Raw genomic sequence first — 11,748 nt, forward strand, 5'->3', positions numbered from 1 at the left:
CGCATGGCGTGTCGGTCTGGCTGAAGGCCGATCTGGACCTCTTGATGGAGCGCGTCTCCAAGAAGCAGAACCGGCCGCTGTTGAAGAACCCCGATCCGCGCGCCGTGCTGGAAAAGCTGATGGGCGAGCGTTATCCGGTCTATGCCGCCGCCGACCTGACCGTGCCGACGCGCGACGACCGCAAGGAGATCATCGCCGGCGAAGTCGTCGCGGCGCTCTGCGCCCATCTCGGCGTCGAGGCGATCGCGACGGGCGCTACAGGCGCCACAAATGACGAGGTGCAGCCGTGAGCCATGCCGAACCGGTAAAGGTCGAGGTCGGGCTCGGCGACCGCGCCTATGACATCCTTATCGGTTCCGGATTGCTGGCGCGCTCCGGCGAGGAGGTCGCGCGCCGGCTTCCTGGCACCCGCGCGGCCATCGTCACCGACGAGAACGTCGCCGCCGCGCATCTCGACACGCTGAAGGCGGGATTGGAGAAAGGCGGCATCCAGTCCGCCGTCATCACATTGCCGGCCGGGGAGAAGACCAAGAGCTTCGCCCATCTCGAGGAGGTGGTCGACGGCGTGCTCGCCGCCAAGCTCGAACGCCGCGACGTGGTGATCGCGCTCGGCGGCGGCGTCATCGGCGACCTCGCCGGCTTTGCGTCCGGCATCGTGCGGCGCGGCATGAATTTCGTGCAGATCCCGACCTCGCTCTTGGCGCAGGTCGATTCCTCCGTCGGCGGCAAGACCGGCATCAACAGCCCGCGCGGCAAGAACCTGGTCGGCGTCTTCCACCAGCCCAGGCTGGTGCTCGCCGACACTCAAGTGCTCGACACGCTGCCCGTCCGCGAGTTCCGCGCCGGCTATGCCGAGCTTGCCAAATACGGGCTGATCGATCGCCCGGCCTTCTTCGCCTGGCTGGAACAGAACTGGGGGCAGGTCTTTGCCGGCGGCCCGGCGCGCGTCGAGGCGATCGCCGAGGCCTGCCGCGCCAAGGCCGACGTTGTCGCCCGGGACGAGTTCGAGACCGGCGACCGCGCCCTGCTCAATCTCGGCCACACATTCGGCCATGCGCTGGAAGCCGCCACGCACTATGACGGCGCGCGCCTCGTCCATGGCGAGGGCGTTGCCATCGGCATGGCGCTGGCGCATCGCTTTTCGGCGCGGCTCAACCTGGCGAGCCCGGACGACGCCGAACGCGTCGAGGCGCATCTCAGCGCCGTCGGCCTCCCCTGGCGCATGGCCGATATTCCTGGCGAGTTGCCGGACGCCGAGGCGCTGCTTTCCTTCATCACTCAGGACAAGAAGGTCTCGCGCGGCGCGCTGACCTTCATCTTGACGCGCGGCATCGGCCAGTCGTTCATCGCCAAGGACGTGCCGCACTCGGAAGTGCTTTCCTTCCTCAAGATGAGCCATCCAGCGGCGCTCAAGACGAGCCATCCCGAACGGTCCAAGAGGAGCCGTTCCGGATGATCGACGCCGGCTGGATCGTCGCAGCCGTCCTCGCCGCCATCATGATCGTGGCGCTCCTGTTCCGCGCCCCCTTGCTTGCCGCTTTCGGTTACGCGCTGTGGCCGATAGAGCCGCCGCCGCGATCCGAGCGCAACGGCAAGGATCATGACAGCGACGATTCCCGTCGCGATGGCGAAGCCGGCCGCGAGGAGCGCAACCGGCTCGAGGGCCTCTTCGAGCTTGATGAGCTCGAAGTGTCGGACGTCATGGTCCACCGCACCAATATGCGCTCCGTCAATGCTGACAATGCGCCGGAGGCGGTGGTGCGCGAGATCCTCACGAGTCCGCACACCCGCATGCCGCTGTGGAAGGGCTCGCTCGACAACATCGTCGGCGTCCTGCACGCGAAAGACCTGCTGAGGGCCCTCAACGAGGTCGGCAACGATTTTTCGCGGATCGACGTGATGAAGATCGCGGCGAAGCCCTGGTTCGTGCCGGACACCACCACCTTGCAGGAACAGCTCAACGCCTTCCTGCGGCGCAAGACGCATTTCGCCATCGTCGTCGACGAGTATGGCGAGGTCGAAGGGCTGGTGACGCTGGAAGACATCATCGAGGAGATCGTCGGCGAGATCGCCGACGAGCACGATGTCGACATGCAGGGCGTCAAGAAAGAAGCCGATGGCTCGGTCGTCGTCGACGGCACCGTGCCGATCCGCGACTTGAACCGCGCTCTCGACTGGGACCTGCCCGACGAGGAGGCGACGACGATCGCCGGTCTCGTCATCCATGAGACGCAGTCGATCCCGGAGGAGAAGCAGGCCTTCACCTTCCACGGCAAGCGTTTCGTGGTGATGAAGCGCGACAAGAACCGCATTGCGAGGTTGAGGATCAGGCCCGCCGGGGAGAGCTGACGCGCTCCGCGATTCAAGCCATGTCGCTCAGAGTTCCTTCGTCCAGCGCTCGCTGAGCGTCGCGCCGGTCCCGGCGTCGATTGCCGCCAGGCTGACCTCGTAGCCCCAGAGGTTGCGGATATGGCGCAGGGTTGCGTCGCGGCTCTGGCCCTCGAGCATGATGCCGTCCTTGACCTTGTGCTGCAGCCGCAGATGCCGGTCGCCCAGCAGGTCCACGTCGACCACCTGGATGTCGGGGCGGCTGGCACCGATATCGTAGCTTTGCGCCAGCGCCGACCGTATCCTGGCATAGCCGCGCTCATTGTGGATCGAGGCCACCTCGTAATGCGGCTCGTCGGCGCCGTCGGCCAGCGCGAAGAGCCGCCATTTGCGGATCAGCGCCGGGCTCAGATACTGGCGGATGAAGGATTCGTCGCGGTGGTTGGCCCAGGCGTCGAGCAGGGTGTCGCGCCAGTCGCCGCGGCCGGCGATGTCCGGGAACCAGTCGCGGTCCTCGGCGGTGGGCACGGTCGAGATGCGCTGGATATCCTGCATCATGTCGAGGCCAAGCGCGTAGGGATTGATGCCGGAGTAGCGCGGATCGTCATAGGCCGGCTGGAAGACCACGTTGGAGTGGTTGCGCAGGATCTCGAGCATGGCGCCTTCGCTGATGCGGCCGCGATCGAACAGCGTGTTCATGATCGTGTAGTGCACGAAGGTGGCGCAGCCTTCGTTCATCACCTGGGTTTGCCGCTGCGGGTAGAAATATTGCGCGATGACGCGCACGATCCTGACGATCTCGCGTTGCCAGGGCTCAAGGACGAGGCTGTTCTTCTCGAGGAAATAGAGCAGGTTCTCCTCCGGCAGCTTGAGCGATTTCTTCCGCTCGGCAAGCATTTCGTCCCCCGCTTCCGGCTTGCTCTTTCCCTGCGAGGGCGGCAGCGTTCGCCACAGATCGTTGAAGGAGCGCTCCTCGTATTCGAGACGTTCGCGCAGCCCCTCGCGCTGCTGCTCGGACGACAGTTTCGGCGGCCGATGGTAGCGGAACACGCCCTGCTCCATCAGCGCGTGCGCGGAATCCAGGATCGCTTCCACGGCCGCCAGGCCATGCCGTTCCTCGCATCGGGCGATGTAGCCCTTGGCAAAATCCAGATAACTCAGAATGCCGCCGGCATCGGTCCATTGCCGGAAGAGATGATTGTTCTTGAAGAAATGGTTGTGCCCGAGCGCGGCATGCGCGGTCACCAGGGCCTGCAGGGCCATGGTGTTCTCTTCCATCAGATAGACGATGCAGGGGTTGGAGTTGATGACCAGCTCATAGGCCAGGCCGCGTGCGCCCTTGCGGTAGAGAAACTCGTCGTAGAGGAAACGCTTGCCGAACGACCAATGCCGGTACATCAGCGGCATGCCGACCGAGGAATAGGCGTCGAGCATCTGCTCGGAAGAGATGACCTCCATCTGCACAGGATAGATGTCGAGGCCCAGCTCTTCGGTCCCGAGCGCCTCGATCTCGTCATAGACGCGGGACAGCTTCGCAAAATTCCAGTCCGAGCCGGAAAACAGCAGTTCGGATTTGCCCGCCTGACTGACCATTGCAGAAGCCCCTCAAGCGCTCTTGCGCAGGGCGGGTTGCCTGGCGAAGAGCTCGCGGAAGACCGGGTAGATGTCGGCCGGCGCGGCAATGCGCCTCATCTGGAAGTTCGGCCATTTGCCGTCGACGGCGTTGTAGGCGCGCCAGAGCGACGTGCCGTTCTCGGTCGAGCCGAAGATATGACTTTCCCGCTCGTCGATGATCTCCACATAGGCGAAATACTGGCAAAGCCGCATGAGCTTGCGGTCGAGCAGTTCGATGCAGCGCTCGGAGTCGGTGGCGAAGTTGTCGCCGTCTGAGGCCTGGGCGGCGTAGATGTTCCACTCGGCGACCGGATAGCGTTCTTCGATGATGCGGTGCATTTCCTCGAGCGCGGTGGAGACGACAGTGCCGCCGCTTTCGGTGTGGTAGAAGAACGTCTGCTCGTCTACCTCCTTGGCTTGGTGGGTATGGCGGATGAAGACGACCTCGATGCGGTCGTAGCGGCGCGTCAGGAAGAGATGCAGCAGCACGAAGAAGCGTTTGGCCAGGTCCTTCTCGCGCTCTCCCATCGAGCCTGAGACGTCCATCAGGCAGAACATGACCGCGTTCGCATTGGGCACGGGCTGGGGATCGAAGCGGTTGAACCGGATGTCGACCGGGTCGACATAGGCAATCCGCCTGCGCCGGCCCTCGAGCCGCTCAAGCTCTTCGCGCAGCGCCGTGATGCCTTCGCGCACAGCAGCGCTTGCCGGCTTCGCTTCCAGCTCGGCGATCTGCCTGGCGATTTCGTCCAGCTCGGCCTGCTTGGGGCGCCTCAGCGCGATGCGGCGGCCGTGGCTGTTGCGCATCGTGCGTCCGACATTGATGTTGGTCGGCGCTCCGCTTGCGGCGAAGCCTGCCCGCCTCGGCTTGAAGCTCAGTATCTGCTTGAGGTTGAGCTTGACCAGATCCGGCAGTTCGAGGTCCTCGAAGAAAAGGTCGAGCACCTCCTCGCGCGACAGCACGAAGCGGAAGTCGTCTTCGGATTCCGTGGTCCCCGGAGCCGATCCGTAGCCTCCGCCGCCGCCAGGCTTGTCGATGAGATCGCCAGGGCTGAACGTCTTGTTGCCGGGCAGGATGTGCTGGCGCCGGCCGCTTTGCTTGTCGTCGCCGAAGCTCGGTTCGTCGGTGCCCTTGCGCGGCATCGGCACGGCGTGTTCGCGGTCGAGGTCGGCGATGCCGCCGGTGCGGACCTTGTCGCGGATGCTGCGCTTGAGATCCTCGCGGGCGCGCCTGAGGAAGCGCTGGCGATTGCCAAGGCTCTTGTCTTTCGGGTTCAGACGGCGGTCGATGAAGATCGGCATGGCACCGTTCGGGCGTCCCTCAACCCGCCTTGTTCACGCGCATGTACCAGTCGACCAATCGGCGCACCTGCCGCTGGGTATAGCCGCGCTCCACCATGCGCTGCACGAATTCATTGTGCCGCTTCTCCGTGACGCTGTCCTGCTTGGAACCGAAGCTGATCACCGGCAACAGGTCCTCGACCTGGCCGAACATGCGCTTCTCGATAACCTCGCGAAGCTTTTCATAACTCGTCCAGGAAGGATTGCGGCCATGGTTGCGCGCCCGGGCGCGCAAGGTGAATTTGACCACTTCGTTGCGGAAGTCCTTGGGGTTGGCGATGCCGGCCGGCTTTTCGACCTGCGACAACTCCTTTTCCAGAACCTCGCGGTTGAGGATCTGGCCGGTGTCGGGGTCCTTGTAGTCCTGATCCTCGATCCAGGCATCGGCATAAGCGATGTAGCGGTCGAAGAGGTTCTGGCCATACTCGCTGTAGGATTCCAGATAGGCTTTCTGGATCTCGTGGCCGATGAACTCGGCATAGCGGCTGGCGAGTTCCGACTTGATGAACTCGAGATAGGCAGCCTCCGTTTCCTTCGGGAATTGCTCGCGCTTGATGGCCTCTTCGAGGATGTACATCAGGTGCACGGGATCGGCGGCCACTTCCTTGGTGTCGTAGTTGAAGGTCTGCGACAGGATCTTGAAGGCGAAACGCGTGCTGACCCCGGTCATGCCCTCGTCGACGCCGGCGGCATCGCGATATTCCTGGACGGACTTCGCCTTCGGGTCGATCTCCTTGAGGTTCTCGCCGTCATAGGCGCGCATCTTGGTGTAGAGCGGCGAGTTCTCGTGCTCGGCAAGGCGGGTCGAGACGGTGAAGCGGCTGAGGATGTCCAGCACCTCGGGCGCGCAAGGACTGTTCGCCAGCTCGCTTTCGCGCAGCAGCTTCTCGTAGATCTGCCGCTCCTCTGTGATGCGCAGGCAATAGGGCACCTTGACCACGAGGATGCGGTCGAGGAACGCCTCATTGTTCTTGTTGTTCTTGAACTGCTGCCATTCCGATTCATTGGAATGGGCGACGACGATGCCCTGATAGGGGAAGGCGCCGAAATTCTCGGTGCCGTTGTAGCTGCCTTCCTGGGTGGCGGTCAGCAGCGGGTGCAGGACCTTGATCGGCGCCTTGAACATCTCGACGAATTCGAGCAGGCCTTGCGTCGTCCGGTTCAGGCCGCCGCTGTAGGAATAAGCGTCCGGGTCGGACTGGCTGAAGTGCTCCAACTGCCTGATGTCGACCTTGCCGACCAGCGCCGAGACATCCTGATTGTTCTCGTCGCCGGGCTCGGTCTTGGCGATGGAGATCTGGCGCAGCCGCGACGGCATCAGCTTGACGACGCTGAATTTCGAGATGTCGCCCTTCAGCTCATCCAGGCGCTTGGCCGCCCAGGGCGAGATCAGTCCGTTCAGGCGGCGGCGGGCGATGCCGTATTTGTCCTCCAGCAGATCGCCCATCCGGTCGGGATGAAAGAGGCCGAGCGGCGATTCGAAGATCGGGCTGATCTGGTTGCCGACCTTGAGCGTGTAGATCGGCCGCTCTTCCATCAGCTTCTTCAGCCGTTCGGCTAGCGAGGATTTGCCGCCGCCGACCGGGCCGAGAAGATAGAGGATCTGCTTGCGCTCCTCGAGGCCTTGCGAGGCGTAGCGGAAATATCCGGCGATGCGCTCGATCGTATCCTCCATTCCGTAGAAGTCGGAAAAGGAAGGATAGATCTTGATGGTGCGGTTGGAGAAAATGCGGCCGAGCCGCTCGTCCTTGCTGGTGTCGACCAGATTCGGCTCGCCGATCGCCTCGACCATGCGCTCCGGCGCCGAGGCGTACATGGATTTGTCCTCGCGGCAGGCCAGCAGATATTGCTGAAGGCTGATCTCTTCCTGTGCCGCATTGGAATAGATCTCCGAAAACAGATCGAAGACGTCGGATTGGTTCTCGCGCATGATGCTTTGCCTCGGAGCCGATAGGCTGCCAATCGGCTCATCGCTTCATCAACCACCGGAAAGCATTGTGGTTCCCTTCACGTGAAGGAAGAGCGCACAATGCACCCCGACATTAGCCTTCGGGACACCCCGATTCGGCCTTAAATGCTCGCCTATGAACATACGTGGTGATTGCCAGCGGACGGTCAAGGAGTGGATTTGGTTTCGCACCGAAAGTTGTCATTTTTGGTTCGTAAACGAGGCGTGTGGCGAGCATCCGTGCCCGCCGCGACACAATCTGGCCGGAGATGGCGATGATCGATCGACGCAGCTTCATCGTGGCAGCCCTGGCGGCGCTGTTGCCGCCGGGTGCGTCAGCCGCTGGGCGTCCGGGCCAGCCGGAACCGCAAACCCTCGATTACGGTCCGGCCAAGCTCGACATCTACGCGCCGGCCGGCGCGAAGAACCTGCCGGTGGTCTTCTTCGTCCATGGCGGCGCTTGGCGGTTCGGCAAGCGCAGCCAGGTCGGCTCAAAGCCGGACTTCCTGCTCGCCAATGGCTTCTTGTTCGTCTCGATCGACTACCGCATGCTGCCGGAAGCGGATGTCGCCACCCAGGCCGGCGATGTCGAAAAGGCCTATGCCTATGTGCGCGCGAACATCGCCCGATATGGCGGCGATCCGGACCGCATCGTCGGCATGGGCCATTCGGCCGGCTGCCATCTGGTTGCGCTGACCGGCATGCGCGGAGGGTTGCCGGGCGTCGCCGCGCTGATCCTGGACGACACAAGGGCCTACGATCTTGCCGCGCTTTCGAGGTATGGCGGCATGGTGCGCGCCTATGCGCGTGTCTTCTCCGACCCGAAACAATGGGCGGCGCTGTCGCCGTCGAGCTATGTCGACGGCAGGAAGCATCCGCCGACCTTCATCGCCTATTCGCGCGCGCCCGGGCGAGGCGAGGAGTCGAAAGTTCGCCGAGCGCCTGCGCGCCACTGGCACCGAGGTCACGCTGTTCGACGGCAGCGCCTATACGCATATGTCGATCAATGGCGATTTCGGCGAGGCTGGCGACGCCTTGACCGCGGCGGTGCTGGCCTTCCTGAAGGCGACGGTGGCCTGATTACCAGCGCGTCTTCTCGCCGGGTGCGGCCGGCTCGATCGCCAGCGCGTGCACGCCTGCCTTCAGTTCGTCGGCAAGCAGTTGGTTGACGGCGCGGTGGCGGTCGATGCGGCTCATACCGGCAAAACTCGGCGAGACAATGCGGACGCGGAAATGTGTCTCGCCGGTGCCGTCGAACGTCGCGTGATGGCCGGACTCGATATGGTGATGGCCTGCATGAAGGTGGCTTTCATTGATGACGGCGAGCCGTTCGGGCGAAAATGCCGCTTTCAGCTTGTCTTCCATCTTGGCCTGTATGGACATCAGGGCTTCCCTTCACCACATATGCGGCACAGCCGCAAAATCTTGTATTTCGACCGCTTTTAAGCCGCGATTCAGCGGTTAGGGCGATCATCGGCGAAATGTCAATTCTTGTTTCGCACATGCGAACAGCCCATAAATGGGTGAGATGAAAGCGTATCCCAAATATTTCGAGAAGATCCGGATCCGGCCGGAGAAGGATGCGGAGCTGAAGTCGCGCGCGCCGGTCTGCCAGTGGGACGGCTGCAACGAGGCCGGCACGCACCGGGCGCCGGTCGGGCGGCTCAAGGAGGGCGAGTATTTCCGCTTCTGCTTCGATCATGTGCGCGAATACAACAAGGGCTTCAACTACTTCTCCGGCGTGTCGGACAGCGAGATCGCCCGCTTCCAGAAAGAGGCGCTGACCGGCCACAGGCCGACCTGGCGCATGGGCGCCAATGGCGGCGGGACGCGCTCGGCGCCGGATTTCGCGCAGCAGCGCTCGGGGCGCGCCGGCTACTACAACCGCATGCGCGATCCGTTCAATCTGTTCAGCGGCGGAGCGCGGGAGCCGCGCGAACGCAAGGCCAAGCCGCTTGAGGCCAAGGCGCTGGAAACGCTTGGTCTTGATACAAAGGCGACTGGTCAGGACATCAAGGCGCGTTATAAGGAACTGGTTAAGCGCCACCATCCGGATGCGAATGGCGGCGACAGAGGTTCGGAAGACCGGTTCCGCGATGTGCTGCAGGCCTATCGCGTGCTCAAGCAGGCAGGATTGTGCTGAGCGGCCCTTCGGTCCCAAGTCTTTTCCAACTTTCATAAGGTTGGAAAAGGCTCTAAGACCGCCCCCGGACAAAATCGATTGCCGGCGAAACGCGGCGTTTCGCCCGTGGAGACGTTGATAGAGATGAACAAGGTCGATCGCGACATCGCCAACCTGCCCGACACGACGGTGTCGGTGAAGGAGAAATTCGGTTTCGACTCCAAGATGGTCGTTCCCGCCTATTCGGCGGCGACAGAGCATGTCCCGGACATCGACCCGGATTATCTGTTCGACAAGGCGACGACATTGGCGATCCTCGCCGGCTTTGCCTACAACCGCCGCGTGATGGTGTCGGGCTATCACGGCACCGGCAAGTCGACGCATATCGAGCAGGTCGCGGCGCGGCTCAACTGGCCTTGCGTGCGCGTCAACCTCGACAGCCATGTCAGCCGTATCGACCTCGTCGGCAAGGACGCCATCGTCGTCAAGGAAGGCCTGCAGGTCACCGAGTTCCGTGACGGCATCCTGCCCTGGGCCTATCAGCATAATGTGGCGCTGTGCTTCGACGAGTATGATGCCGGCCGGCCGGACGTGATGTTCGTCATCCAGCGCGTGCTGGAATCCTCGGGCCGGCTCACGCTGCTCGACCAGAGCCGCGTCATCCGCCCGCATCCGGCTTTCCGGCTGTTTGCCACCGCCAACACGGTCGGCCTCGGCGACACCACCGGCCTCTATCACGGCACGCAGCAGATCAACCAAGCGCAGATGGACCGCTGGTCGATCGTCACCACGCTCAACTACCTGCCGCACGACAATGAAGTGAACATCGTGCTGGCCAAGGCCAAGCACTATCGCGACAACAAGGGCAGGGACATCGTCAACAAGATGGTGCGCGTCGCCGACATGACGCGCTCGGCCTTCATCAACGGCGACCTGTCGACCGTGATGAGCCCGCGCACCGTCATCACCTGGGCCGAGAATGCCGAGATCTTCGGCGATATCGGCATGGCGTTCCGGCTGACCTTCCTCAACAAATGCGACGAGCTGGAGCGTTCAGTGGTGGCCGAGTTCTACCAGCGCGCCTTCGGCGAGGATCTGCCGGAGAGCGCCGCCAACGTGGTGCTGGGCTAGGCGCAGCTGAATGGCCTCCGGCCGTTCAGCATGAAAATGCGCAGGGAATGATCAATGGCGGGTCCGGGCGACAACACGCGCAACAAGCCGAAGAACGGGTCTGAAGCGGACAGCTTCAAGCGCGCCGTCACCGTGTGCATGCGCGCCGTCGCGGGCGACAAGGACCTCGAGGTCGGCTTCGCCAAGGACCGGCCGGCGCTGGCTGGCAACCGCGCCCGGCTGCCCGAGCTGCCGAAGAAGGCCTCCCGCAACGACATCGCGATCACCCGCGGCATCGGCGATTCCATGGCGCTGAAGCGCGCCTGCCACGATCAGCGCATCCACAACAAGCTGGCGCCGGAAGGCAAGCTCGCGCGATCCATCTTTGACGCCGTCGAGCAGGCGCGCGTCGAGGCGATCGGCAGCCGCGCCATGCAGGGCGTGGCCGACAATATCGGCTCGATGCTCGAGGACAAATACGCCAAGGCGAATCTCGTCGACGTCAGGGACAAGGCCGACGCGCCGCTGGAAGAAGCGATCGCGCTGATCGTGCGCGAAAAACTCACCGGCCGCGCGATCCCAAAGAGCGCCGAGCGGCTCGTCGATCTCTGGCGCCCCTGGGTCGAGGAAAAGGCGGGCGGCGACCTCGACGGCCTGTCGGCCAAGCTGGAGGACCAGCAGGCCTTTGCCCGCGTCGTGCGCGACATGCTGGTTTCCATGGAGATGGCCGAGGAACTCGGCGACGACCAGGAAACCGACGACTCCGAGGAAAACGAAGAGAACGAGCAGCAGGGAGACGAACAGAGCGAGGAAGGCGGCGAGGAGGATTCAGGCTCCGAGCAGTCGCAGTCGGAAGAGGCCGAAGCTTCAGCCGACGAGGAAGAGTCGGCCGAGACGGAAGCGACCGACGCCACATCGGACGACCTCTCGGACGAGGACGATTCCGACGCTGAGACGCCCGGCGAGGCCAAGCGCAACGACAACCCGTTCCTCAACCTGCCGAAGGAGATCGACTACAAGGTCTTCACCACCGCCTTCGACGAGACGGTGGGGGCCGAGGACCTTTGCGAGGAAGAGGAGCTCGACCGGCTGCGCGCCTTTCTTGACAAGCAGCTTGCCAACCTGTCCGGCGTTGTCGGGCGGTTGGCCAACCGGCTGCAGCGCCGGCTGATGGCGCAGCAGAACCGCTCCTGGGATTTCGATCTTGAGGAAGGCTATCTCGATCCGGCGCGCCTCGTGCGTGTCGTCATCGATCCGATGCAGCCGCTGTCCTTCAAGCAGGAGC

Annotated in this window: 10 protein-coding genes and 1 pseudogene; 7 read left to right on the plus strand and 4 right to left on the minus strand. The window is 63.4% G+C overall.

Annotation, left to right across the window (positions count from 1 at the left end; translation table 11 throughout):
* From EOA28_RS10690 to EOA28_RS10700, 3 genes are all read left to right on the plus strand, one after another.
* The coding region (locus tag EOA28_RS10690) for a shikimate kinase (RefSeq protein WP_281060897.1) at positions 1-290 on the plus strand (290 nt) is incomplete at its 5' end.
* A complete protein-coding gene (gene aroB, locus EOA28_RS10695; RefSeq protein ID WP_127251140.1) occupies positions 287-1,456 on the plus strand; it encodes a 3-dehydroquinate synthase in 1,170 nt (389 codons plus the stop codon). The genes EOA28_RS10690 and aroB, both read left to right, overlap by 4 nt.
* On the plus strand, positions 1,453-2,349 hold the full coding sequence (locus EOA28_RS10700) for a transporter associated domain-containing protein (protein WP_127251141.1): 897 nt from the start codon (positions 1,453-1,455) through the stop codon (positions 2,347-2,349). The genes aroB and EOA28_RS10700 overlap by 4 nt, the downstream gene beginning before the upstream one ends.
* A gap of 27 nt (positions 2,350-2,376) precedes the next feature.
* Here the strand turns inward: EOA28_RS10700 and EOA28_RS10705 are convergent, their stop codons facing one another.
* The 3 genes from EOA28_RS10705 to EOA28_RS10715 are packed head-to-tail and all read right to left on the minus strand — an operon-like array spanning position 2,377 to position 7,213.
* Positions 2,377-3,921, minus strand: a complete 1,545-nt coding sequence (locus tag EOA28_RS10705; RefSeq protein WP_127251142.1) for a SpoVR family protein — start codon at positions 3,919-3,921, stop codon at positions 2,377-2,379.
* 12 nt (positions 3,922-3,933) lie between these two features.
* Entirely contained in the window at positions 3,934-5,244 is a 1,311-nt protein-coding gene (locus EOA28_RS10710; RefSeq protein WP_127251143.1) for a YeaH/YhbH family protein, read from the minus strand.
* A gap of 19 nt (positions 5,245-5,263) precedes the next feature.
* Positions 5,264-7,213 (minus strand): PrkA family serine protein kinase, encoded by a 1,950-nt coding sequence (locus tag EOA28_RS10715; protein WP_042643762.1) that lies wholly within the window; start codon positions 7,211-7,213, stop codon positions 5,264-5,266.
* A gap of 293 nt (positions 7,214-7,506) precedes the next feature.
* Here EOA28_RS10715 and EOA28_RS10720 point away from each other — a divergent pair, with 293 nt between their 5' ends.
* Positions 7,507-8,400, plus strand: coding sequence for an alpha/beta hydrolase (locus EOA28_RS10720; RefSeq protein ID WP_245463392.1), 894 nt, complete (start codon positions 7,507-7,509; stop codon positions 8,398-8,400).
* Here the strand turns inward: EOA28_RS10720 and EOA28_RS10725 are convergent.
* Positions 8,312-8,614: a BolA family protein gene (locus EOA28_RS10725; protein ID WP_127251144.1), complete on the minus strand. Its 303-nt coding sequence runs from the start codon at positions 8,612-8,614 to the stop codon at positions 8,312-8,314. The two genes, EOA28_RS10720 and EOA28_RS10725, sit on opposite strands and share 89 nt — an antisense overlap.
* A 136-nt stretch (positions 8,615-8,750) precedes the next feature.
* Here EOA28_RS10725 and EOA28_RS10730 point away from each other — a divergent pair, with 136 nt between their 5' ends.
* The 3 genes and pseudogenes from EOA28_RS10730 to EOA28_RS10740 all read left to right on the plus strand — a co-directional run.
* Positions 8,751-9,374 (plus strand): J domain-containing protein, encoded by a 624-nt coding sequence (locus EOA28_RS10730; RefSeq protein WP_127386322.1) that lies wholly within the window; start codon positions 8,751-8,753, stop codon positions 9,372-9,374.
* A gap of 123 nt (positions 9,375-9,497) precedes the next feature.
* Positions 9,498-10,484 carry a cobaltochelatase subunit CobS gene (gene cobS, locus EOA28_RS10735; protein ID WP_042643850.1) on the plus strand — a complete coding sequence of 329 codons (987 nt, stop codon included), beginning with the start codon at positions 9,498-9,500 and terminating at the stop codon, positions 10,482-10,484.
* A gap of 54 nt (positions 10,485-10,538) precedes the next feature.
* Positions 10,539-11,748, plus strand: a pseudogene (locus EOA28_RS10740) (cobaltochelatase subunit CobT); the annotation flags it as partial.

The sequence above is a fragment of the Mesorhizobium sp. M2A.F.Ca.ET.067.02.1.1 genome, from assembly GCF_004023285.1.
In the GTDB taxonomy this organism is placed as follows: Bacteria; Pseudomonadota; Alphaproteobacteria; order Rhizobiales; family Rhizobiaceae; genus Mesorhizobium.

Excerpts from the sequence above, each read along its gene's own strand:
- EOA28_RS10700 (WP_127251141.1), top strand. The coding sequence starts at position 1,453 with ATGATCGACGCCGGCTGGATCGTCGCAGCCGTCCTCGCCGCCATCATG.
- EOA28_RS10705 (WP_127251142.1), bottom strand. The coding sequence starts at position 3,921 with ATGGTCAGTCAGGCGGGCAAATCCGAACTGCTGTTTTCCGGCTCGGAC.
- EOA28_RS10710 (WP_127251143.1), bottom strand. The coding sequence starts at position 5,244 with ATGCCGATCTTCATCGACCGCCGTCTGAACCCGAAAGACAAGAGCCTT.
- EOA28_RS10715 (WP_042643762.1), bottom strand. The coding sequence starts at position 7,213 with ATGCGCGAGAACCAATCCGACGTCTTCGATCTGTTTTCGGAGATCTAT.
- EOA28_RS10720 (WP_245463392.1), top strand. The coding sequence starts at position 7,507 with ATGATCGATCGACGCAGCTTCATCGTGGCAGCCCTGGCGGCGCTGTTG.
- EOA28_RS10725 (WP_127251144.1), bottom strand. The coding sequence starts at position 8,614 with ATGTCCATACAGGCCAAGATGGAAGACAAGCTGAAAGCGGCATTTTCG.
- EOA28_RS10730 (WP_127386322.1), top strand. The coding sequence starts at position 8,751 with ATGGGTGAGATGAAAGCGTATCCCAAATATTTCGAGAAGATCCGGATC.
- cobS (WP_042643850.1), top strand. The coding sequence starts at position 9,498 with ATGAACAAGGTCGATCGCGACATCGCCAACCTGCCCGACACGACGGTG.